Source organism: Brenneria rubrifaciens (genome assembly GCF_005484945.1).
GTDB classification, from domain to species: domain Bacteria; phylum Pseudomonadota; class Gammaproteobacteria; order Enterobacterales; family Enterobacteriaceae; genus Brenneria; species Brenneria rubrifaciens.
In genome coordinates, this window is sequence record NZ_CP034035.1 from 3,956,628 (window position 1) to 3,980,716 (window position 24,089).

The following is a 24,089-nucleotide window of genomic DNA, read 5'->3' on the forward strand; positions in this document are numbered from 1 at the left end:
CAGGATCTTATTGTGCACAACACTCTCGATAATCTGCTGAACAGTGCTGGGATTACGATCTCAGATAAGAAAAAAAACTTGCTGGTACAGTATGTTGAGATGCTGAATAAATGGAATAAGGCCTACAATCTGACCTCCGTTCGCGACCCCGGACAAATGCTTGTTCGGCATATCATGGACAGTATCGTCGTTGAACCCTATTTGCGGGGACAGCGTTTTATCGATGTGGGCACGGGTCCTGGACTACCAGGTATTCCTCTGGCGATTATGCGACCAACATCACATTTTACGCTGCTGGACAGCCTGGGGAAACGCATCCGCTTTCTGCGTCAGGTAAAGCATGAATTGCAGCTTGAAAATGTCATTCCAGTCCAGAGCCGGGTGGAAGATTTTGTTGCTGAACCACCTTTTGATGGTGTAATCAGTCGCGCATTTGCTTCTTTACAGGATATGGTCGAGTGGTGTCATCACCTGCCAGTCAGACCTTTCGGGCGTTTTTATGCGCTGAAAGGGGGACTTCCCGTAGATGAACTGTCCGCCTTGCCAAAAGGTGTTGTGCAGGAACAGGCGATTCGTTTATTGGTACCGGAATTGGAAGGCGAACGCCATTTAGTTATCCTTAAGCCAAACTAATTTTGTCTTTTATAAAAAAAATCATAACTAATTTCACCTTCTGCGCTTATTAATATTTGGGATAAGCGCATGGGGCGACAGCCATCAGAGATCTTCAAATTTTAACATATTGGCGGTTTTTTCTTGCGGCTGGTTTACTTTCATGCTTAATAGTCACGAGAAAAAATACCTCAGCACCGTCACTCAATACTGGCAAAAGATGCGGGTTTTTTGTTAAGCGAGTAAAAAAATAATATTAATAATGTCAATAGATGGTTGAAATGGTGTTTATCGGATGTTTTGAATGTGTTCTTTTATAACTATTTGAAATTAAATGATAAAAATAGCTTTCTTTGCTAAAGACAAAAAAAAGCGTTATCGGCTATAAAACGTCTAGAATCTCAATATGTGAGTCATATCACATATTGAGTGCCTTTAGAAATTAATGACATCGCATTGGCGTGGTAACGATTGTTAGTGAAAATGAGGCTCATGAAGGAAATTTAATGGATTGTTCACCTTTTCGCTACTTATCGATTGAATTCGCAAGGATGACCCGTATAATTTGCTCGTTTTTTGCTGCTTGACTCAACGCTGTAAAGGCAGTCTTATACGACATTCAGTATACCTCTGGAAGGTACTAAGAGAGCAAACGTCATGTCTGTGTCCCTTTACAGCGGAAAAATGTCCTTGAAGCTCCTGCTGTTACAGTTAGCCACTTTTGTTCTGCTAAGTGCCATTTTCAGCACCAACAGTGTTGAAGCAGGTGTTTCCGCATTGAGCGGGGGATTGGCGGCCTGGTTGCCGAATGTATTGTTTGTTCTGTTTGCCTTGCGCCATCAGTCAATTAGACCTGCTGGCGGACGCGTCGCCTGGTCATTTGCTATCGGTGAGGCACTCAAGGTATTGATCACCATTGCATTGTTGGTGGTGGCGTTAGGCATATTCAAAGCGGCTTTTTTTCCGCTTGGCCTGACTTATTTATCGGTGCTGGTTATACAGATAGTGGCACCGGCCGTAATTAATCATTGCCGTAATTAACAACTAAAGGGTAAGAGACATCATGGCTGCTGGAGAAATCTCTACTCCGCAAGAGTATATCGGTCATCACCTGACGCATTTGCAGGTGGGAACGGGTTTCTGGTCGATCAACATCGATTCGATGTTTTTCTCTGTCACTCTTGGGGTTCTCTTTCTGGCGATCTTCCGCCGGGTTGCGAAGAATGCGACCAGCGGCGTGCCGGGGAAATTACAAACGGCTGTAGAACTGATTGTCGGCTTTGTCGATAGCAACGTGCGCGATATGTTCCATGGCAAAAGCAAACTGATCGCTCCTCTGGCGCTGACCATTTTCGTCTGGGTATTCCTGATGAACATGATGGATCTACTGCCTATCGATTTATTGCCTTATATCGGCGAGCATGTTCTGGGATTGCCTGCGCTGCGCGTGGTGCCGTCAGCGGATGTGAACGTTACGCTGTCCATGGCGCTAGGAGTATTCGCCCTCATTCTGTTCTACAGCATCAAAATGAAAGGGGTGGGTGGTTTTGTTAAAGAACTGACCATGCAGCCGTTCAATCATCCAGTATTTATTCCTGTCAACCTGATTCTTGAAGGTGTCAGCCTGCTGTCTAAACCGGTTTCTCTTGGTTTGCGACTGTTTGGCAACATGTATGCGGGTGAGTTGATCTTCATCCTGATCGCCGGCTTGTTGCCGTGGTGGTCTCAATGGTTGTTGAATGTGCCCTGGGCCATTTTCCACATTTTGATCATTACGCTTCAGGCTTTTATTTTTATGGTTCTGACGGTTGTTTATCTCTCGATGGCATCTGAAGAGCATTAATTTTCTTTCAACACAATAACGTTTTAACTGAAACAAACTGGAGACTGTCATGGAAAACCTGAGTGTGGATCTGCTGTACATGGCTGCCGCGTTGATGATGGGTTTGGCGGCAATCGGTGCTGCGATCGGTATCGGCATTCTGGGTGGTAAATTCTTGGAAGGCGCTGCACGTCAGCCTGACCTGATTCCTCTGCTGCGTACACAGTTCTTTATCGTTATGGGCTTGGTTGACGCCATCCCGATGATTGCTGTTGGTCTGGGTCTGTATGTGATGTTTGCGGTGGCCTAAGCGGAAATGTTTTCCGCCAGGGTTGAAACATCAACTTATTTAACTTTGAAAGAGGCATTGTGCTGTGAATATTAATGCGACAATCCTCGGCCAGGCTATTGCGTTCGTTCTGTTTGTCTGGTTCTGCATGAAGTACGTATGGCCGCCAATTATGGCCGCTATTGAGAAGCGTCAAAAAGAAATTGCTGACGGTCTGGCTTCTGCTGAACGTGCCAAAAAAGATTTGAACCTGGCGCAGGCCAATGCGACAGACCAACTGAAGAAAGCTAGAGCGGATGCGCAGGTTATCATTGAGCAGGCGAACAAACTCCGCGCTCAGATGCTGGATGATGCCAAAGCGGAAGCTGAAGCTGAACGTAACAAGATTGTGGCGCAAGCGCAGGCTGAAATTGAAGCCGAACGTAAACGCGCGCGTGAAGAGTTGCGTAAGCAAGTCGCCATGTTGGCTATTGCCGGTGCCGAGAAGATTATTGAACGTTCCGTGGATGAAGCTGCTAACAGCGACATCGTTGATAAATTGGTCGCTGAACTGTAAGGAGGAAGGGGCTGATGTCTGAATTTGTCACGGTAGCTCGCCCCTACGCCAAAGCAGCTTTTGACTTTGCGGTTGAGAATCAAGCCGTCGAGCGCTGGCAGAACATGCTGGCGTTTACGGCCGAAGTAACGCGTAACGATCAGATGGCCGAGTTGCTTTCCAGTGCGGTAGCACCGTTTGAACTGGCCAAAACGTTCATTGCCGTTTGTGGTGATCAACTTGATGAAGCCGGTCAGAACCTGATTAAGGTGATGGCCGAGAACGGACGTTTACTGGTGCTTCCTGAAGTACTAGCACAATTTATTCAATTGCGGGCGGCACAAGAATCGACGGTAGATGTCGAAGTTGTTTCTGCCAGCGCGTTGAGTGAGCAGCAATTATCTAAGATAGCGGCTGCGATGGAAAAACGTCTGTCACGCAAAGTGAAGCTGAATTGCAAAATTGATAAGTCTGTCATGGCCGGCGTAGTTATTCGCGCGGGCGATATGGTGATAGATGGCAGCATTCGTGGTCGTCTGGAACGTCTGGCAGACGTCTTGCAGTCTTAAGGGGACTGGAGCATGCAACTGAATTCAACCGAAATCAGCGAACTGATCAAGCAGCGCATTGCTCAGTTCAATGTGGTGAGCGAAGCTCACAATGAAGGTACTATTGTTTCCGTTAGTGACGGGATCATCCGCGTTCACGGTCTTGCCGATGTGATGCAGGGTGAGATGATTTCTCTGCCGGGTAACCGTTTTGCGATTGCACTCAACCTGGAGCGTGACTCTGTTGGTGCGGTCGTGATGGGTCCGTATACCGACCTGGCCGAGGGAATGAAAGTAAAATGCACTGGCCGTATTCTTGAAGTACCGGTTGGCCGTGGCCTGCTGGGTCGCGTAGTGAACACGCTGGGTGCGCCGATTGATGGTAAAGGCCCGTTGGATCACGACGGTTTCTCTGCGGTTGAAACGATTGCGCCCGGCGTTATCGAGCGTCAGTCCGTTGATCAGCCGGTGCAAACGGGCTATAAATCCGTTGACGCCATGATCCCAATCGGTCGCGGTCAGCGTGAATTGATTATCGGGGACCGTCAAACGGGTAAAACCGCACTGGCTATTGACGCCATCATTAACCAGCGTGAATCCGGCATCAAATGTGTGTACGTCGCTATCGGTCAGAAAGCGTCCACGATTTCCAATGTGGTACGTAAACTGGAGGAGCACGGCGCACTGGAAAACACCATTGTTGTGGTGGCGACGGCATCCGAATCTGCCGCTCTGCAATATCTGGCGCCGTATGCGGGCTGTGCAATGGGTGAATATTTCCGTGACCGCGGTGAAGACGCACTGATCATTTATGATGACCTGTCAAAACAGGCCGTTGCTTATCGTCAGATTTCTCTGTTGCTCCGTCGTCCGCCAGGTCGTGAAGCGTATCCGGGTGACGTTTTCTATCTTCATTCCCGTTTGCTGGAACGTGCTGCGCGTGTAAACGTCGATTACGTAGAAGCATTCACCAAGGGTGAAGTGAAAGGTCAAACCGGCTCTTTGACGGCACTGCCGATCATTGAAACACAGGCTGGTGACGTTTCCGCGTTCGTTCCGACCAACGTAATCTCGATTACCGATGGTCAGATCTTCCTGGAATCCAATCTGTTCAACGCCGGTATTCGTCCCGCGGTTAACCCAGGGATCTCCGTATCCCGTGTGGGTGGCGCGGCACAGACCAAGATCATGAAAAAACTGTCCGGTGGTATCCGTACCGCTCTGGCGCAGTATCGTGAACTGGCGGCGTTTTCTCAGTTTGCATCCGATCTTGACGATGCAACCCGTAAGCAGTTAAGCCACGGTCAGAAAGTGACCGAGTTGCTGAAGCAGAAACAGTATGCGCCGATGTCGGTTGCGCAACAGTCTCTGGTTCTGTTTGCGGCGGAACGTGGTTATTTGGAAGACGTTGATCTGGCGAAAGTCGGTGGCTTTGAAGCGGCGTTGCTGGCTTATGCCGACCGCGAGCATGGCGAACTTCTGCAACAAATCGACCAGACTGGCGCTTATAACGATGAGATCGAGGGCAAGTTCAAGAACATCCTCGATACTTTTAAGGCAACCCAGTCCTGGTAACGCCCGGTGGCCTGCTGTAAAGCAGGCCGCAAGGCTTTGAGGAGAAGCAAAGATGGCCGGCGCAAAAGAGATACGTAGTAAGATCGCAAGCGTCCAAAACACGCAGAAGATCACCAAAGCGATGGAAATGGTCGCCGCTTCCAAAATGCGTAAATCGCAGGATCGTATGGCGGCCAGCCGTCCTTATGCGAAAACCATGCGCAAGGTGATTGGTCACCTTGCGTTGGGGAATCTGGAATATAAACACCCGTACCTGGAAGAGCGGGACGTTAAACGCGTTGGGTATTTGGTGGTGTCTACCGACCGTGGCCTGTGCGGTGGTTTGAATATCAACCTGTTTAAAAAGCTGCTGGCTGATATGAAAGCCTGGGGTGAGAAAGGCGTTGAAATCGATTTATCGCTGATTGGCTCCAAAGCGGTTTCTTTTTTCGGTTCAGTAGGCAGCAACATTGTTGCTCAGGTCACCGGCATGGGGGATAACCCTTCCGTGTCAGAGTTGATCGGTCCGGTGAAGGTTATGCTGCAAGCCTATGACGAAGGTCGTCTGGACAAGCTGTATATTGTGAGTAACAAGTTCATCAATACCATGTCTCAGGATCCGCTTGTTGTTCAACTGCTGCCGTTGCCGCCAGCGGATGACGATGGTGAGTTGAAAAAGAAATCCTGGGATTACCTGTATGAACCCGATCCCAAGTCGCTGCTGGATACCCTGTTGCGCCGTTATGTGGAGTCTCAGGTTTATCAGAGCGTCGTAGAGAACCTAGCCAGTGAACAGGCCGCGCGAATGGTAGCGATGAAAGCCGCGACCGATAACGGCGGCAGCCTGATAAAAGATCTTCAGTTGGTCTACAACAAGGCTCGTCAGGCCAGTATTACCCAGGAACTCACCGAAATCGTCGGGGGAGCCTCCGCGATTTAAACCAGGTTTATGAATTACGTATTGTCGAATTACGTAGAGGATTCAAGATGGCTACTGGAAAGATTATCCAGGTAATCGGCGCCGTGGTGGACGTCGAGTTCCCGCAAGATGCCGTACCAAAAGTGTACGATGCGCTTGAGGTAGAAAACGGTGCTGAAAGGCTGGTGCTGGAAGTGCAGCAGCAGTTAGGCGGCGGCGTTGTTCGCTGTATCTCAATGGGTTCTTCCGACGGCCTGCGTCGCGGGTTGAACGTATCGAACCTGGGACATGCGATCGAAGTACCGGTTGGTAAAGCGACGCTGGGTCGTATCATGAACGTACTGGGTGAACCGGTCGACATGAAAGGCGATATCGGCGAAGAAGAATGTTGGCCGATTCACCGTTCGGCGCCAAGCTACGAAGAGCTATCCAACTCGCAGGAACTGTTGGAAACCGGCATTAAGGTTATCGACCTGATGTGTCCGTTTGCCAAGGGCGGTAAAGTGGGGCTGTTCGGTGGTGCGGGCGTAGGTAAAACGGTAAACATGATGGAGCTGATCCGTAATATCGCGATCGAGCACTCCGGTTACTCCGTATTCGCAGGGGTGGGCGAACGTACCCGTGAAGGTAACGACTTCTACCACGAAATGACCGATTCCAACGTTATCGATAAAGTATCGTTGGTGTATGGTCAGATGAACGAGCCGCCGGGTAACCGTCTGCGCGTGGCATTGACCGGTTTGACCATGGCGGAAAAATTCCGTGATGAAGGCCGTGACGTACTGCTGTTTATCGATAATATTTATCGTTACACTCTGGCCGGTACGGAAGTATCCGCCCTATTGGGGCGTATGCCTTCGGCGGTAGGCTACCAGCCGACGCTGGCGGAAGAAATGGGTGTGCTGCAAGAACGTATCACTTCCACTAAAACAGGGTCTATTACCTCTGTTCAGGCGGTTTATGTACCTGCGGACGATTTGACTGACCCATCACCCGCCACCACCTTTGCCCACCTGGATGCAACCGTGGTACTGAGCCGTCAGATCGCCTCTCTGGGCATCTACCCGGCGGTTGACCCTCTGGATTCCACCAGCCGTCAGTTGGATCCGCTGGTTGTCGGTCAGGAACACTATGATGTCGCCCGTGGCGTGCAGTCCGTTCTGCAACGTTACCAGGAACTGAAAGACATCATCGCGATCCTGGGTATGGACGAACTGTCGGAAGAAGACAAGCTGGTCGTATCCCGTGCGCGTAAGATCCAGCGCTTCTTGTCGCAGCCGTTCTTCGTGGCGGAAGTATTCACCGGTTCTCCGGGTAAGTACGTATCCCTGAAAGATACCATTCGTGGCTTTAAAGGTATTATGGAAGGCGAATACGACCACTTGCCAGAGCAGGCGTTCTTTATGGTTGGTTCCATTGAAGAAGCAGTGGAAAAAGCCAAGAAACTGTAACGCCTTGTAGGAGGGTGATATGGCTGCTATGACTTACCATCTGGATGTCGTTAGTGCGGAACAGGAAATGTTCTCCGGTCTGGTGCAGAAGATCCAGGTGACGGGGAGCGAAGGCGAACTGGGTATTTATCCGGGACATGCCCCTCTGCTCACTGCCATTAAACCCGGCATGGTTCGTATTGTTAAACAGCACGGTGAAGAAGAGTATATCTACCTGTCTGGCGGCATCCTTGAGGTGCAGCCGAACACGGTTACCGTACTGTCAGATACCGCCATCCGCGGGCAAGATCTGGATGAAGCGCGTGCGCTGGAAGCGAAACGCAAAGCTGAAGAGCATATCCGTAATTCCCATGGCGATGTGGATTATGCCCAGGCTTCCGCAGAACTGAGCAAGGCGATTGCCAAACTGCGCGTTATCGATCTAACCAAAAAAGCGATGTAACAGATAATTGATTGATAAATAAAGGCCAGCCAGCGAAAGTTGTCTGGCTTTTTTATTTTGATGAATCAGGTTTGCCCTTCCTTCCAGCATAAACTTTTCAGAAAAAACTGTCTGTGTTCAGCGCAAGTTTCGATAAACTCTTAGTATCGTTATGTTGATAATGAACCACCCTGATATGGTCGGCCCCGCAGGGGGGCCAGCCATAAAATAAGTAGTAATTCTGTTCCATAACAGATTTACTTTTATCCATCCATTTTAATTGCAATCTGTTTTTGTCAGGATGCTTATGTCGAACAGCGCTATGAGTGTGGTTATCCTTGCTGCCGGTAAAGGAACCCGCATGTATTCCGAACTTCCCAAAGTTTTGCACCCATTAGCGGGTAAACCTATGGTGCAGCATGTCATTGACACCGCACTAACTACAGGCGCACAGCATGTTCATTTGGTTTACGGGCACGGTGGCGATTTGTTGAAGCGCGAACTGTCCGATCCGGCATTGAACTGGGTGTTGCAGGCGGAACAACTGGGCACGGGTCATGCCATGCAGCAGGCCGCGCCATTTTTTGCCGATGATGAAGATATTCTGATGTTGTACGGAGATGTGCCGCTGATTTCCCCGCAAACGCTGAACCGGTTGTTACAGGCGAAACCGCAAGGGGGAATTGGCTTGCTGACCGTGAGGCTGGACAACCCCTCAGGTTATGGCCGTATCGTGCGTGAGAATGATGTGGTTGTGGGGATCGTCGAGCATAAAGATGCCAGCGAAGAACAGCGCCAGATTAATGAAATCAATACCGGCATTCTGGTGGCGAACGGCAAGGATTTGAAACGCTGGTTAAGTCAGCTAAAAAATCACAATGCTCAGGGTGAATATTACGTTACCGATATCATTGCAATGGCGGCGGCAGAAGGTCACCGCGTCGAAACCGTTCACCCCGATCGCCTGAGTGAAGTGGAAGGCGTGAATAATCACCTGCAACTTTCGACGTTGGAACGTGTTTATCAACGTGAGCAAGCGGATAAACTGTTGCTGGCTGGCGTTACGTTGCTTGATCCTTTTCGTTTTGATCTGCGTGGAACGTTGACTCACGGTCGTGATGTTATGATTGATGTCAATGTGGTGTTGGAAGGTAACGTCAAGCTGGGTAGCCGGGTTAAAATCGGGGCAGGTTGCGTAATTAAAAATTGTGTTATTGGTGATGATTGCGAAATCAGCCCATACTCAGTGCTGGAAGATGCGGTGTTGGCGGCGCAATGTACCGTTGGACCCTTTGCCCGTTTGCGTCCGGGCGCGGAGCTGGCTGAAGGCGCTCACGTCGGGAATTTTGTAGAACTGAAAAAAGCGCGGCTGGGCGAAGGATCAAAAGCTGGCCATCTTAGCTATCTGGGTGATGCGGAGGTCGGGGCTGGTGTTAATATTGGTGCCGGAACCATTACCTGTAACTATGATGGCGCCAATAAACATAAAACAATCATTGGTGATGATGTGTTTGTCGGTTCCGATACTCAACTGGTGGCGCCGGTTAAGATCGCCAATGGCGTGACGATTGGTGCAGGTACAACCGTCACGCAGGACGTGGCGGAAAACGAGTTGGTTATCAGCCGGGTGAGACAGCAGCACATTACTGGCTGGCAGCGGCCTGTGAAGAAAAAATAATTATTGACTGTGGCTGGCCTTCGCAAGCTGTGGAGGCTGTCTTGCTCTGCGTTCAACCTCAAGCGCAGAGCAAGACATAATAATCCCCAACTCTACAAGGCTCGGGGAACCCCGGAAAAACCGGAACAATCAGGTCAAAGACATCTCCGGTGACACAATATGTCACTTTTATAGGAATACAATCGATGTGTGGAATTGTAGGCGCGGTCGCGCAACGTGATATCGCAGAAATCCTGTTAGAAGGTTTACGCCGTCTTGAATACCGAGGCTATGACTCGGCGGGTCTTGCTGTGGTTAACAGTGAAGGGCAGGTTTCCCGCCTGCGTCGTTTGGGTAAAGTGCAGATGCTGGCTCAGGCCGCCGAGAAACATGAGCTGGCTGGCGGCACCGGTATCGCTCATACTCGCTGGGCAACGCACGGTGAACCCTCTGAGGAGAATGCACACCCGCATGTTTCTGAACACATTATCATTGTCCACAACGGGATTATTGAAAACCACGAACCGCTACGTGAGCTGATGATTGAACGCGGCTACCGCTTTGTGTCGGAAACGGATACCGAAGTGGTTGCTCATCTGGTTCATTTTGAACAAAAGCAGGGCGGTTCGCTGGTGGAGGTGGTTAAGCGCGTGATCCCTCAACTGCGCGGGGCTTACGGTATGGTGGTGCTGGATAGCCGTGATCCGGGCGTGCTGGTTGCCGCGCGTTCAGGGAGTCCGCTGGTTATCGGGCGCGGTATGGGGGAAAACTTCATTGCTTCCGACCAACTGGCGCTGTTGCCGGTTACTCGCCGCTTTATGTTCCTGGAAGAAGGGGACGTGGCTGAAATCACCCGTCGCGACATTCGCGTATTTGATAAATCCGGTCAGATTGCTGTGCGCGAAGAAATTGAATCGAAGGTGAATTATGATGCCGGTGACAAAGGCGCTTACCGTCATTACATGCAGAAAGAGATTTACGAACAGCCGATGGCGATTAAGAACACCCTTGAAGGGCGTTTTAGCCACGGTGAGATCAATCTTTCTGAATTAGGCCCGAAAGCGGATGAACTGCTGGCGAAAGTGCAGCATGTTCAGATCATCGCCTGCGGCACCTCCTACAATTCCGGTATGGTTTCCCGCTACTGGTTTGAAGCGTTGGCGGGAGTTCCTTGTGATGTGGAAATCGCTTCCGAGTTCCGCTATCGCAAACCGGCGATACGACAGAATAGCCTGATGATTACCTTGTCTCAGTCCGGTGAAACGGCGGATACGCTGGCGGCGCTGCGTTTGTCCAAAGAACTGGGATATCTGGGCTCACTGGCCATTTGTAACGTTGCGGGGTCGTCGCTGGTGCGTGAGTCCGATTTGTCGCTGATGACCAAAGCCGGTGTGGAAATTGGCGTGGCTTCTACCAAGGCATTCACCACTCAGCTTACGGTTCTGCTGATGCTGGTGGCCCGTATTGGTCATCTGCGTGGTATGGATGCGCAGGTTGAACAGGATATCGTACACGGTTTGCAGGCATTACCGGCCCGAATCGAACAGATGCTGTCGCAGGATAAGCTCATTGAGTCTCTGGCGGAAGGTTTCTCTGATAAGCATCATGCACTGTTTCTGGGGCGCGGCGATCAGTATCCGATTGCCATGGAAGGGGCGCTGAAACTGAAAGAGATCTCCTATATCCATGCCGAAGCTTATGCGGCGGGTGAACTAAAGCACGGGCCGCTGGCGTTGATCGATGCGGATATGCCGGTGGTGGTGGTGGCGCCTAATAATGAGCTGCTGGAAAAACTGAAATCCAATATTGAAGAAGTCCGGGCACGCGGCGGCGAGCTGTATGTGTTCGCTGATGAAGATGCTGGTTTCATCAGTAGCGAGAATATGAAAATTATCCCTCTGCCGCATATTGAAGAGGTGATCGCACCGATTTTCTATACCGTTCCGCTACAGTTACTGTCTTACCATGTTGCGCTGATCAAAGGTACGGACGTCGATCAACCGCGTAATCTGGCGAAGTCGGTCACGGTGGAATAACGAAGGCATTGATTCAACTTGCGGTAAGTTTCCTGATTAGACGCCGCAGGTCGGAAAGAAGGCTACCGGCAACTGAAGTCACCGAAGTCGACGTTGCCGGCGGTCATTTCCTTTATGTCGACGTTTCCGGTCGCATACCAGCCGACTTTATTTCACGATTGCGACATACCGGAAATTTGCTGACGTTAATGTCCGTCCGGAACCCAAATATGGGTGAGATTGAGACCCCGTTCCGTATAACCGATGTTCGGGGATGTCATCCGATAAGGCGTAATTCGCTTTTAATGCACGCAGGAACCACCATCATGACCATTTTGAAATAACGTGGTTCCGGGCTGTTAAAATATTTCAGCGTGCCCTGTACTTCCGCCTGCTTGCAGACTGAACGGCGACGATACGTTATTACTGATGCTGTTTTTTTCAATCAACGTAATTTCCGCATGGGCTATGTTTACTGAGCCACTGATTACAATTCAGCTCATCAATAGGCTGACGATGCCTTTTTCATGAGAGTGACTTGTTAAATAAGAGCGCTAAATGACAATCAAAATAAAAACCACCCGACAAACATGAAGTAACCGTATGAATGCTCTCGACTGTTGGGGAAAATGACCTCATCGTCACGCCTGTTTTTGCCCAATACCGATTTAATGCGACGGAACTATGTGGCGTTAGGTTTAAGCTTGTGATATTTCGATTTACAGATGCGTAAGATTATTTCATTTTACCTCCCTGCCATCATCGGCATTCAATGTCGGGTGGTTTTGTTTTTTTATTTCAGGTGGGCTTCGGTCAGCCGTACCCATAATGTAGCGCCTACTGACTTACCTGCATCATTAAAATCTAATTCGGGTGATGCGCCGAATAACCGTTATCCTCTAAACTGACGCCGGCGACAAAAATAATGATCATACCTGAAGCGCGTACGGAGCCGGGAAAGGGTTCAATCAACTGTAGGAAAAGCGAAATACACTGGGGGTTAACGCAAATTAAATCCTGCGCGATGAGCGAGTGACATAGGCGCATTGTGAAAAATGACGCTGAATATATCGGCCAGATAAGCAAAATGGAAATAAGAATCACCGGTTTGCGGCGCGGCGGCAGGTCAACCGTTTTACCGCCGGACCACTGCTGCCCAGCGCTGGGCAGAGTTTCTTGAATGCTTGCGCATGGAGGGCTGGAATGGGCTGCAAAAGGAGGATACGCAGCAGAGTGTGGTGTACCGTTAGCCGCCGTCATCGAGGGAGATGCCCGTCGGCCCCCTGATATCCTCCCGGTACGCAAGTTCATCAATAAGGTTCTTAGCGTGAAACGGCGTCCCGAGTTAACTAATTGAAAATCATAAGCGGGATGGTGGTCAGGATAAGATTTGTTTTTGTCATAAAACTGTCACATTAAGTACATTTTACTGTCACGGAATTGTCCTATTTTTCCTCCTGCAAACTACACTCTGATTAATAACGACTCTGGGTCTACACTTCCAGTATCCCACAGGAGGGATTATGAAACTGATGCGTACCACTATTGCCAGTATCGTTGCAGCAAGTTTTTCACTGACGGCGGTTTCCGCTTTTGCTGCCGCCAACCTCACCGGCGCCGGTGCGACATTTCCCGCGCCAGTTTATTCCAAATGGGCTGACTCCTATCAAAAAGAAACTGGCAATAAAGTCAACTATCAAGGGATTGGATCTTCAGGCGGTGTAAAACAAATTATTGCTAAAACCGTCGACTTCGGCGCTTCTGACGCACCGCTGTCTGATGATAAACTGGCAAAAGATGGTTTATTCCAGTTCCCGACCGTTATCGGTGGCGTGGTGCTGGCGGTAAACATTCCGGGTATTAAATCAGGTGATTTGACGCTGGATGGCAAAACGCTGGGTGATATCTACCTGGGAAAAATCAAAAAATGGAACGATCCCGCCATTACCAAACTGAATCCGAATGCTAAACTGCCGGATCAGGATATTGCGGTGGTGCGTCGTGCGGATGGTTCCGGTACGTCTTTCGTTTTCACCAGCTATCTGGCTAAAGTGAATGCGGAATGGAAAGAAAAAATCGGTTCTGGCTCTACCGTTAACTGGCCGACCGGTCTGGGCGGTAAAGGAAACGATGGTATTGCGGCGTTCGTACAGCGTCTGCCTGGTTCAATCGGCTATGTCGAATATGCTTACGCCAAGCAGAACAATCTGGCTTACACCAAACTGGTTTCTGCGGATGGCGGCGTTGTCAGCCCGACCGGCGCCAATTTTAGTAATGCCGCGAAGGGCGCTGACTGGAGCAGAACTTTTGCTCAGGATCTGACGAATCAGAAAGGCGCGGATGCCTGGCCTATTAGCTCTACCACCTTCATTCTTATACAGAAAGAGCAGGCCAAAGCAGAGCAGGGTACTGAAGTATTGAAGTTCTTCGACTGGGCTTACAACAAAGGCGGCGAGCAAGCTACAGCGCTGGATTACGCCACGCTGCCTAAAGAAGTGGTTGAGCAAATTCGTGCCGCATGGAAAACTCAGATAAAAGACAGTAGCGGTAAAGCGTTATATTAAAACATCTGTCTGCAATGTTCATAGAATCAGATGGCATGAACATTCGCTAAAGGGTTGAAGGTTGTATCGGGGCGGAAAGGTGGCAATCACCTTTCCGCCTTAAACAACTTGTGTGTTGTCAAATGCAGTTGAATTGAGAAGAGAGATGCATGGCTGAGTACAAGCCGGCGATTAAGGCTCCGGGGAAACACGGCGATATCATTTTTGGTGCGCTGGTGAAACTGGCTGCGTTGATCACGCTGATGTTGTTAGGGGGCATTATTGTTTCCCTGATTGTGGCGTCCTGGCCCAGCATTGAAAAGTTTGGTTTTGCTTTTCTATGGACGAAAGAATGGGATGCGCCTGCCGAGCAATTCGGGGCTTTGGTACCGATCTACGGCACGGTTGTTACCTCATTGATTGCGCTGATTATCGCGATACCTATCAGTTTCGGGATCGCACTGTTTCTGACCGAGCTGGCACCCAACTGGCTGAAGCGTCCATTGGGCGTTGCCATTGAATTGCTGGCTGCGATCCCGAGTATTGTTTACGGCATGTGGGGCTTGTTCATTTTCGCCCCGCTGTTTGCCGAATATTTCCAACAGCCGGTGGGTAATGTGCTATCGGGCATTCCGTTTGTGGGCGCGCTTTTCTCAGGACCCGCCTTTGGAATCGGTATTCTGGCGGCTGGCGTGATTCTGGCCATCATGATTATTCCCTACATCGCCGCCGTTATGCGCGACGTGTTTGAACAAACCCCGGTGATGATGAAAGAGTCCGCATACGGTATTGGTTGCACCACCTGGGAAGTGATTTGGCACATTGTCCTGCCTTATACCAAAAATGGCGTGATTGGCGGCATTATGCTGGGGTTGGGGCGTGCGCTGGGCGAAACCATGGCTGTGACCTTCATTATCGGCAATACCTACCAGTTGGATAGCGCGTCGCTGTATATGCCGGGCAACAGTATTACGTCGGCGTTAGCCAATGAGTTTGCCGAGGCCGAGTCCGGCCTGCATACCGCAGCGCTGATGGAGCTGGGGCTGATTCTATTTGTGATTACCTTTATTGTTCTGGCGTGTTCAAAACTGATGATTATGCGTCTGACAAGAAATGAGGGGGCACCTTGATGGCTTCGTTAGGTATGGAACAAGAAGCGGCGCTGGTGCGTTCGCGGCGCAAGATGCAGGCTTGGCGGCGTAACAAGAACCGTATCGCACTGTGTTTATCAATGATCACTATGGTTTTTGGCCTGTTTTGGCTGGTCTGGATACTGTTTTCAACCATCACCAAAGGGGTTGATGGGATGTCGCTGGCGCTATTTACCGAAATGACGCCGCCGCCCAATACCGCCGGCGGCGGGCTGGCAAACGCCATCGTCGGAAGCGGACTGCTGATTCTGTGGTCTACCCTGCTGGGAACGCCGCTGGGCATTATGGCCGGCATCTATCTGGCGGAGTATGGTCGTAAATCATGGATTGCGGAAGTAATCCGATTTATTAACGACATTTTGCTCTCGGCGCCGTCCATTGTGGTCGGGCTTTTCGTCTATACACTGGTGGTGGCGAAAATGCAGCACTTTTCCGGCTGGGCCGGGGTGATTGCGCTGGCGCTGTTGCAGGTTCCGATTGTGATCCGTACAACCGAGAATATGCTTAAGCTGATACCGGATAGCCTGCGTGAAGCGGCTTACGCACTGGGTACGCCAAAGTGGAAGATGATTTCAGCCATCACGCTGAAAGCCTCGGTATCGGGCATCATGACGGGGATTTTGCTGGCGATAGCGCGTATCGCGGGGGAAACCGCGCCGCTGTTGTTCACCTCGCTGTCGAATCAGTTCTGGAGTACGGATCTGATGCGCCCGATTGCCAATCTCCCGGTTACTATCTTTAAATTCGCCATGAGCCCGTTTGTGGAATGGCAACAGCTGGCCTGGGCAGGCGTGCTGTTGATCACGCTGTGTGTTCTGCTGCTGAATATTTTGGCGCGCGTTATTTTTTCTACCAGGAAAGATTAAATAAATTCAAGGCGTTGCCTAGCAGCGCCGGTATATAAAAAGAGAGAAGTCTTGATGAGTATGACGACAAAGACATCCACCAGCAAAATCCAGGTCCGTAATCTGAATTTCTATTATGGGAAATTCCACGCGTTGAAAGAAATCACGCTGGACATTGCAACAAATCAGGTCACGGCGTTTATCGGTCCTTCCGGCTGTGGAAAGTCCACGCTGTTGCGAACCTTGAATAAAATGTATCAGCTCTACCCGGAGCAGCGCGCCGAAGGCGATATTCTGCTGGATGGCAATAACATCCTGACGGATAAGCAGGATATCGCGCTGTTGCGTGCAAAAGTCGGTATGGTGTTCCAGAAGCCAACACCTTTCCCGATGTCGATTTACGACAATATTGCGTTTGGCGTACGGCTGTTTGAAAAGCTTTCCCGTGCGGATATGGATGAGCGTGTCCAGTGGGCGTTGACTAAAGCGGCATTGTGGCATGAAACTAAAGATAAACTGCACCAGAGCGGTTATAGCTTGTCTGGTGGCCAGCAGCAGCGCTTGTGTATTGCGCGCGGCATAGCGATACGCCCGGACGTCCTGTTGCTGGATGAACCCTGCTCCGCTCTTGATCCGATCTCCACCGGTAGGATCGAAGAGCTGATTTCTGAGCTGAAAGCGGATTACACCGTGGTTATTGTTACCCACAACATGCAGCAGGCAGCGCGTTGCTCGGACCATACTGCGTTTATGTATCTGGGTGAACTGATTGAATTCAGCGACACTGATACCCTGTTTACTGCACCACGGCAGAAACAGACTGAAGATTACATCACCGGCCGTTACGGTTGACTAGGAAGCATTATGGATAACCTGAATCTGAACAAACATATTTCCGGTCAGTTTAATGCGGAACTGGAACATATCCGAACCCAGGTATTAACCATGGGGGGGTTGGTTGAACAGCAACTGACTGATGCCATCACTGCGATGCATAATCAGGATGAGGAACTGGCGCAGCGGGTTGTGGAAGCTGACGCCAAGGTCAACATGATGGAAGTGGCCATTGATGAAGCCTGCGTGCGGATTATCGCCAAACGTCAACCCACCGCCAGCGACCTGCGTCTGGTAATGGCGATCATCAAGACGATTTCCGAGTTGGAACGCATGGGCGATGTAGCGGATAAAATATGCCGTACCGCGTTGGAGAAATTTTCCCATCAGCACCAGCCGCTGCTGGTCAGTCTGGAGTCGCTGGGACGGCACACCGTACAGATGCTGCATGATGTGCTGGATGCGTTTGCCCGTATGGATCTGGACGAAGCGGTGCGTATCTATCATGAGGATAAAAAAGTCGATAAGGAGTACGAAGGCATTGTACGTCAACTGATGACTTACATGATGGAAGACTCCCGTACTATTCCCAGCGTGCTGACGGCGTTATTTTGCGCCCGATCTATCGAACGTATTGGCGACCGCTGCCAGAATATCTGCGAATTTATTTTCTATTTCGTCAAAGGTCAGGATTTCCGTCATCTGGGCGGAGACGCACTGGAGAAGCTGTTGATTGCGAAGGATGAAAAAGATGCAAGAGACGCTAAAGAGGCGAAGGACGCCGAGTAGTAATACTCACTACTCACTGGTTGTTTATTCTGGAAAACGCGCTGCTTGCAGGGCGTTTTTTCTTTCTTTATGGCTTTAGTTTAGATAAATAATTTGATGTAAGATCAATAAAGGCTATTTTTAAGAGTATGTTTTCACTGTAAGACAAGTATATTACCCATCAATATTCCCGCCTGCATTAAACCTGCTTTATTTACCTGAATATAATTTATTTTTATATTTAGCTCATCCGGTAATTTCTTAGTGTGGTAGCCCTTTCTGCTTTTCCGTAGTGCAATAGCGGCATGGAATGCACTATCAATGTACCGTAATTTGAAAGAATTTCTTATAGTAAAAAGCGGGGTTTGAATTTATTGACGCGCAGGATTCACAAATAAAGCACGCCACGACTGCGATTTCTTATTTTTAGAAAGCTCTCACCGAAAATCAGTAAGGATATAAACCGTCGATTGGCTTCACTCTTGCAATGCATATAGCGTGAAGATTCAGTATGTCCCCCTCATCTTTCACATTGCAGGTATGTCGCTTTATTGCATCCTGAAATCTATGGGGTATCGCTATTTAATTTTTTCATTGATGATATGGAGAATAGCATGACTCGCGCCTTGGCAAGAATGATAAAGAAATATGCTTTATCTGCATTACTGATGGGTTTCGCATCACACAGCTATGCGGGAAAACAGAACGACACGTTAGTTTATGCCTCGGATAACGAGGTAGAGAACGTTAGCCCTTATCACAATACCTTGCGCGAAGGCGTCATTCTTTCCAATCTGGTATGGGATCGCCTGATATATCGCGATCCCAAAACGGGGGAATATGAACCGCAATTAGCGGCTGGCTGGGAATGGGATTCGCCGGAAACATTAGTGCTGCGCTTGCGTAAAGGCATCAAATTTCATAATGGTGATGATTTTACTGCTGATGATGTGGTTTATACGTTTACGCATATTGCCGGTGATAATACCGGTTCAGTGATGCCGCAAAGCGTTAACTGGATAAAAGAAACTGAGAAGGTGGATGATTACACGGTAAAACTGCATCTGAAAAAACCGTTCCCGGCGGCGCTGGAATATTTGTCCGGCCCGACACCGATTCTTCCTGCCAAATATTTTCAACAGGTCAAACTGGCGGGCTTCAGTAAGGCGCCCATTGGCACCGGGCCGTACAAAATCACCAGCGTGACGCCGGCACAGGGCGTGTCGATGGAAAAGAACCCCGACTACTTTAAAGACAGTCCGATCGCACAACCTAAAATCGGCAAACTGAAGTTTGTGGTTATCCGCGATCCGGAAACCCGGCTGGCGCAGTTAATGACCGGACAAGTTGACTGGATCTGGCGGGTGTCGGCGGATCAAATGTCTTCACTGGAAGTGATGCCAAACGTCACGGTGAAGAGCGGCGAAACCATGCGGGTGGGCTTTCTTGCGCTGAACACCAATGCCAGCGGCCCTGAAGGGGCGCCGTTGAAAGATTTGCGAGTCCGTCAGGCGATTAACTACGCCATTAACCGCAAGGGAATCGTCGATAATCTGGTGCGCGGCGGCAGCCAGCCGATATATTCCGCCTGTTTTCACGCTCAGACCGCCTGTAACACCAGCAAAGTGATTAAGTACGATTACAATCCGGAAAAAGCCAAACGGCTGTTGGCCGAGGCTGGCTATCCCGATGGTTTTGATACCGATATCTGGGCTTACCGTGAGCGTGATTATGCTGAAGCGATCATCGGCGATTTACGTAAAGTCGGTATCCGTGCGCGCCTGCATTACGTGCAATACTCGGTGATGTCTGCCGATCTGATTTCCGGTAAAGCGCCGATGGGCATTCGTACCTGGGGATCATATTCCATTAACGATGCCTCCGCGTTTGTCACGCCTTACTTTGGCGGCAAGGGCGACGATATCTGGAAAGATGCCGAAGTAACCGGCATGTTGGAAAAAGCTGATCAAATCATCGAGCCGAAACAGCGCAGCGCGCAATATGCTGACTTGCTGGGCCGCATTTCATCTCAGGCTTATCTGGCGCCGATGTTTTCCTATTCTACCAATTATGCGTTTACCTCCGATCTGAACTTTGATAGCTGGCCGGATGAATTGCCGCGCTTTGCATTGGCGAGCTGGAAGTAAAACGTTGCCGGGGAATCAATCATCGTATTGGTTCCCGGTTCCCACAGGCATCTGGTGAGAACGAGGAACCGTTCATGATTATCTACATTTTACATCGGCTTCTGGTTGCGATAGCGGTGCTGTTTACCGTCGCGGTGGTCAGTTTCTCTCTCCTGAACCTTTCTGGCGATCTGGCGGCGGCCATAGCAGGACCGGATGCGTCCGCCGACGTGGTTGAAAGTATCCGGGTGCAATACGGGCTGGATCAGCCGTTGACTACGCAGTTTATGCACTGGATGTGGGCAGCGTTACATCTCGATTTCGGTCGCTCTTTTTATTTTGAAAATACGGTTATGGAGCTGATTGGTCAGAGAATGCCGGTCACGCTCAAGCTCGGCGTGGTTTCCCTGCTGCTTGCGCTGGTGGTGGCGATTCCGCTTGGCGTACTGGCGGCGGTGTTCCGCGATACCTGGATCGATAGATGCTCCATTTTCATCTCGGTTATCGGTCAGGCCATGCCCAACTTCTGGTTTGCCCTGATCCTGATTCTCATTTTTGCCGTTGGGCTTAAATGGGTGCCGGTGGCAGGGAACAGCAGTTGGCAGAATTTTGTATTACCGGCGGTGGCGCTGGGTTACTACGCGATGCCGTCGCTGATGCGTCTGACCCGCTCCGGCATGCTGGACGTGCTAGGTTCGGATTATATCCGTACCGCCCGGGCAAAAGGGCTGAGCACCTTCAAGGTGATTGTGAAGCACGGTCTGCGTAATGCCATCATTCCCGTCGTGGCGCTTGCCACAGTTGAATTGGGCTTTATGTTGGGCGGCTCGGTGGTGATTGAATCCATCTTCGCGTTACAGGGATTGGGACAGTTGGCATGGGATTCCATCTCGCGTAACGATTTCCCAGTGGTGCAGGCTATCGTTTTGATTATTTCAGTGTTTTATATCGGGCTGACATTTTTGGCGGATGTCCTTAATGCGGCGTTAGATCCGCGCTTACGTACCCAATAAGGAGCTTCCATGAAAACGTCATCATCACTTTCTTCAGCGCTGACGGCGAAAGCGCCGGTGATTGAATCGGGACTGGTGCCTGAACCGACCTCTCTGCGGCGCTGGTTGAAGACGATTCTGGGACATCACAGCATGACGCTGGGGCTGATTATTCTCGCCGTCATTATCGTGGCGGCGATCTTCGCCCCGATTATCAGCCCGCACGATCCCTATGCACAGGATGTCAGCCAACGTCTTATCCCTCCGGTGTGGCATGAAAAAGGGAGCTGGGAGCACGTATTGGGCACCGACAAGCTGGGGCGCGACTACCTGAGCCGATTGCTGTACGGCGCGCGGGTTTCAATGATTATCGGGCTGGTCGCCGTCGTGGTTTCGGGATTTATCGGCGTCACGCTGGGGGTGCTGGCGGGCTATTTTGGCGGCCGGGTTGATTCTGTTGTCAGCTATATCCTGACGGTTCGCCTGTCTATGCCGGTCATTCTGGTGGCGCTGGCGACCGCCGCGCTGGTGGGGGGATCGGTAAAGGTGGTCATTCTGTTGCTGGGTTTATTGCTTTGGGACCGTTTCCTGATTGTTTCGCGATCGGTTACCCGCCAACTGCGTGAGGCCGAGTTTATCGCCGCGGCCAGAACGCTGGGGGCATCGTCGTTATTTATTATGCTGCGGGAAATCCTGCCCAATCTGATTGGGCCGCTGACGGTGGTGGCTACGCTGGAAATCGCCCATGCCATTTTGCTGGAAGCCACGCTTTCCTTCCTGGGGCTGGGGGTTCAGCCGCCTATGCCTTCCTGGGGGCTGATGATAGCGGAAGGCAAGGCTTACATGTTCTTTCAACCCTGGGTGATTCTGATTCCGGGCATTGTGCTGGCGGTCGTGGTGTTGGGGATCAATCTGGTGGGCGACGGCCTGCGGGATGTCACCGCACTGGACGGACGTAACTGAGGAAAGGGCCATGAAAAATGACATTTTGCTGGATGTAAAAAACCTGCGGGTTGACCTGCCCACCTCCCGAGGTACGCTGCACGCGGTGCGAGGTATTGATTTTGCGGTAAGACGCGGTGAGATGCTGTGTCTGGTGGGGGAGTCCGGTTGCGGTAAATCCATGACTTCACTGGCGCTGATGGATCTGCTGCCGCGCAAAGCGGTACGCACGGCCGACAGTCTGCGCTTCAAGGGAATGGATTTGCTCACGCTGAAAAAACGCGATGTCACCGCGTTACGCGGCGATCAGATGTCGATGATTTTTCAGGAGCCGATGACGTCGCTCAATCCTTCTTTCACTCTGGGCAATCAGCTTTGCGAAACCCTGATGGCGCATCGCAAGGTAACGCAGACGGAGGCCCGAGACAGGGCGGTGTATCTGATGGAGCGGGTCGGCATTCCTATGGCGGCAGCCCGGCTGAATCAGTACCCCCACCAGCTTTCCGGCGGTTTGCGACAGCGCATCATGATTGCCATGGCGTTGATGTGTGAACCGGAGCTGATTATTGCCGATGAACCCACCACCGCCCTGGACGTGACGATTCAGGCGCAGATTCTGCGCATGCTGCGCGAACTTCAGCAGGAGTTCGGCACCGCGGTGATTTTTATCACCCACGATCTGGGCGTGGTGGCGCGTATCGCCGATCGGGTGGCGGTGATGTATGCCGGGCAAATTGTGGAAACCGCCCCGGTAATGGAACTGTTTACTCAGCCGCAGCACCCCTATACCCGCGCATTGCTCGACTGTATTCCTGTGCAGGGAAAAACCGTGCCGGGGCAGCCGTTGAAGGCGATCCCCGGCGTGGTGCCGAGCCTGGTGGGGGGACAAACAGGCTGTGCATTCAGTAACCGTTGTTCCCATTGCAGCGAGGCGTGCAGTCAGGAAACCCCGTATGTTCAGGTGACGTCCCATCATGAAGTGCGCTGCGTTCGGGCGTTGAAGAAGGCGGAGGTGGCATGAACAGTCAAACGAATCGACACGCTGGCGTCAATCCTGAGCCGATACCCGCGGCGCTGCCAACGCATATTCCGGGCAATGATGATATTGCCCTGGAGTTGTGCGCGCTGACCCGGGTGTTCCGGTTGAATCGCGGTTTTTTCTCCCGCGCCGGTGAAATTCGCGCGGTGGATAACGTCTCTTTGCGCGTGCGTCGCGGTGAAACGCTAGGGCTGGTGGGTGAGTCAGGGTGCGGGAAAAGCACGCTGGCAAAAATGCTGCTGGGGCTGCTTGAACCTACATCTGGCAACGTGTTGATCGAAGGGCGCGAGATTGACATCGGCCAGCGCAAGGAAATGGCCTCCCGCATTCAGCCTATTTTTCAGGACCCTTATTCGTCGCTTAATCCGCGGCGAACCGTTTCCGACATTGTGGAAGTGGCCCTCAATCTTCATAAAATCGGCACGCCGGGGGAAAGAAAAACGCGCGTCAAAGAGATGTTGGATGTGGTGGGCATGCCGGCCCGCACGCACAGCCAGTATCCCGGCCAGCTCTCAGGCGGCCAGCGTCAGCGGGTGGCGATTGCCAGGGCGTTGATTATGCGGCCCGACATTCTGATTTGCGATGAGCCGACATCCGCACTCGATGTCTCCGTTCAGGCGCAGATCCTCAATTTGCTGCTTGAACTGAAACAGGAGTTTGGCCTCACCTACCTGCTCATCAGTCACAACCTGTCGGTGGTGGAACATCTGGTCGATCATGTGGCGGTGATGCAGAAAGGCGCGATTGTCGAACAGGGAACGCGTGAGCAGATTTTTTACTCGCCGCAGCATCCCTATACCCGATCGCTGCTGGCTTCCGTACTGACGCCTGAGCCGGGGTTGGGTATTCCCGATATCGAACGCCATTAAGCGATAAACGCGCGATACGCATACCGTTCAACGAAAGATTGTATCCCCGGGATTGCCGCGGGGAGAGGCTTCCCTGCGAACGTCTCCCCCCGTTATTTAGCTGAATACACGGCTGGCTGAATCCGGCTAACAAGCGCGGAAATTCGCCGCAACGCAT

General features: G+C 51.0%; 22 protein-coding genes. All 22 read left to right on the forward strand.

Annotation, left to right across the window (positions count from 1 at the left end; translation table 11 throughout):
* Window positions 1-12: 12 nt before the first annotated feature.
* The 22 genes from rsmG to EH207_RS17835 all read left to right on the forward strand — a co-directional run bounded on the left by rsmG (window position 13) and on the right by EH207_RS17835 (window position 23,932).
* On the forward strand, window positions 13-633 hold the full coding sequence (gene rsmG / locus EH207_RS17730; RefSeq protein WP_137715414.1) for a 16S rRNA (guanine(527)-N(7))-methyltransferase RsmG: 621 nt from the start codon (window positions 13-15) through the stop codon (window positions 631-633).
* A gap of 636 nt (window positions 634-1,269) precedes the next feature.
* On the forward strand, window positions 1,270-1,653 hold the full coding sequence (gene atpI, locus EH207_RS17735) for a F0F1 ATP synthase subunit I (RefSeq protein WP_137715156.1): 384 nt from the start codon (window positions 1,270-1,272) through the stop codon (window positions 1,651-1,653).
* Window positions 1,654-1,675: 22 nt separating this feature from the next.
* Complete coding sequence (atpB, locus tag EH207_RS17740) at window positions 1,676-2,455, forward strand: F0F1 ATP synthase subunit A (RefSeq protein ID WP_137715157.1); 780 nt, start codon at window positions 1,676-1,678, stop codon at window positions 2,453-2,455.
* A gap of 49 nt (window positions 2,456-2,504) precedes the next feature.
* Window positions 2,505-2,744 carry a F0F1 ATP synthase subunit C gene (gene atpE / locus EH207_RS17745; protein ID WP_005976545.1) on the forward strand — a complete coding sequence of 80 codons (240 nt, stop codon included), beginning with the start codon at window positions 2,505-2,507 and terminating at the stop codon, window positions 2,742-2,744.
* 64 nt (window positions 2,745-2,808) lie between these two features.
* Entirely contained in the window at window positions 2,809-3,279 is a 471-nt protein-coding gene (gene atpF / locus EH207_RS17750) for a F0F1 ATP synthase subunit B (protein WP_137715158.1), read from the forward strand.
* Window positions 3,280-3,293: 14 nt separating this feature from the next.
* A complete protein-coding gene (gene atpH / locus EH207_RS17755) occupies window positions 3,294-3,827 on the forward strand; it encodes a F0F1 ATP synthase subunit delta (protein ID WP_137715159.1) in 534 nt (177 codons plus the stop codon).
* A 12-nt stretch (window positions 3,828-3,839) separates the two neighbouring features.
* A complete protein-coding gene (gene atpA / locus EH207_RS17760; protein WP_137715160.1) occupies window positions 3,840-5,381 on the forward strand; it encodes a F0F1 ATP synthase subunit alpha in 1,542 nt (513 codons plus the stop codon).
* Window positions 5,382-5,433: 52 nt separating this feature from the next.
* Window positions 5,434-6,300 (forward strand): F0F1 ATP synthase subunit gamma, encoded by an 867-nt coding sequence (atpG, locus tag EH207_RS17765; protein ID WP_137715161.1) that lies wholly within the window; start codon window positions 5,434-5,436, stop codon window positions 6,298-6,300.
* A 47-nt stretch (window positions 6,301-6,347) separates the two neighbouring features.
* Window positions 6,348-7,730: a F0F1 ATP synthase subunit beta gene (atpD, locus tag EH207_RS17770; RefSeq protein WP_137715162.1), complete on the forward strand. Its 1,383-nt coding sequence runs from the start codon at window positions 6,348-6,350 to the stop codon at window positions 7,728-7,730.
* Window positions 7,731-7,758: 28 nt separating this feature from the next.
* Window positions 7,759-8,172: a F0F1 ATP synthase subunit epsilon gene (locus EH207_RS17775; RefSeq protein ID WP_175413739.1), complete on the forward strand. Its 414-nt coding sequence runs from the start codon at window positions 7,759-7,761 to the stop codon at window positions 8,170-8,172.
* A gap of 286 nt (window positions 8,173-8,458) precedes the next feature.
* Complete coding sequence (gene glmU / locus EH207_RS17780; protein WP_137715164.1) at window positions 8,459-9,829, forward strand: bifunctional UDP-N-acetylglucosamine diphosphorylase/glucosamine-1-phosphate N-acetyltransferase GlmU; 1,371 nt, start codon at window positions 8,459-8,461, stop codon at window positions 9,827-9,829.
* 185 nt (window positions 9,830-10,014) lie between these two features.
* Window positions 10,015-11,844 (forward strand): glutamine--fructose-6-phosphate transaminase (isomerizing), encoded by a 1,830-nt coding sequence (gene glmS / locus EH207_RS17785; RefSeq protein ID WP_137715165.1) that lies wholly within the window; start codon window positions 10,015-10,017, stop codon window positions 11,842-11,844.
* A 1,502-nt stretch (window positions 11,845-13,346) separates the two neighbouring features.
* Complete coding sequence (gene pstS / locus EH207_RS17790; RefSeq protein ID WP_137715166.1) at window positions 13,347-14,387, forward strand: phosphate ABC transporter substrate-binding protein PstS; 1,041 nt, start codon at window positions 13,347-13,349, stop codon at window positions 14,385-14,387.
* A 149-nt stretch (window positions 14,388-14,536) separates the two neighbouring features.
* Entirely contained in the window at window positions 14,537-15,496 is a 960-nt protein-coding gene (pstC, locus tag EH207_RS17795) for a phosphate ABC transporter permease PstC (protein ID WP_137715167.1), read from the forward strand.
* On the forward strand, window positions 15,496-16,383 hold the full coding sequence (gene pstA / locus EH207_RS17800) for a phosphate ABC transporter permease PstA (RefSeq protein WP_137715168.1): 888 nt from the start codon (window positions 15,496-15,498) through the stop codon (window positions 16,381-16,383). Before pstC ends, pstA begins: the two co-directional genes overlap by 1 nt.
* A 54-nt stretch (window positions 16,384-16,437) precedes the next feature.
* Window positions 16,438-17,214 carry a phosphate ABC transporter ATP-binding protein PstB gene (pstB, locus tag EH207_RS17805; RefSeq protein WP_137715169.1) on the forward strand — a complete coding sequence of 259 codons (777 nt, stop codon included), beginning with the start codon at window positions 16,438-16,440 and terminating at the stop codon, window positions 17,212-17,214.
* Window positions 17,215-17,226: 12 nt separating this feature from the next.
* Complete coding sequence (gene phoU / locus EH207_RS17810; protein ID WP_137715170.1) at window positions 17,227-17,985, forward strand: phosphate signaling complex protein PhoU; 759 nt, start codon at window positions 17,227-17,229, stop codon at window positions 17,983-17,985.
* 593 nt (window positions 17,986-18,578) lie between these two features.
* Window positions 18,579-20,111 carry an ABC transporter substrate-binding protein gene (locus tag EH207_RS17815; RefSeq protein WP_246048908.1) on the forward strand — a complete coding sequence of 511 codons (1,533 nt, stop codon included), beginning with the start codon at window positions 18,579-18,581 and terminating at the stop codon, window positions 20,109-20,111.
* Between the two features lie 74 nt (window positions 20,112-20,185).
* The gene (locus tag EH207_RS17820; RefSeq protein WP_137715172.1) at window positions 20,186-21,103 is read left to right on the forward strand and encodes an ABC transporter permease; all 918 of its coding nucleotides are present in this window, start codon (window positions 20,186-20,188) and stop codon (window positions 21,101-21,103) included.
* 9 nt (window positions 21,104-21,112) lie between these two features.
* Window positions 21,113-22,045 (forward strand): ABC transporter permease, encoded by a 933-nt coding sequence (locus tag EH207_RS17825; RefSeq protein ID WP_137715173.1) that lies wholly within the window; start codon window positions 21,113-21,115, stop codon window positions 22,043-22,045.
* 10 nt (window positions 22,046-22,055) lie between these two features.
* Window positions 22,056-23,045: an ABC transporter ATP-binding protein gene (locus tag EH207_RS17830; RefSeq protein WP_137715174.1), complete on the forward strand. Its 990-nt coding sequence runs from the start codon at window positions 22,056-22,058 to the stop codon at window positions 23,043-23,045.
* Window positions 23,042-23,932 (forward strand): ATP-binding cassette domain-containing protein, encoded by an 891-nt coding sequence (locus EH207_RS17835; RefSeq protein WP_246048909.1) that lies wholly within the window; start codon window positions 23,042-23,044, stop codon window positions 23,930-23,932. Before EH207_RS17830 ends, EH207_RS17835 begins: the two co-directional genes overlap by 4 nt.
* Window positions 23,933-24,089: the final 157 nt, after the last annotated feature.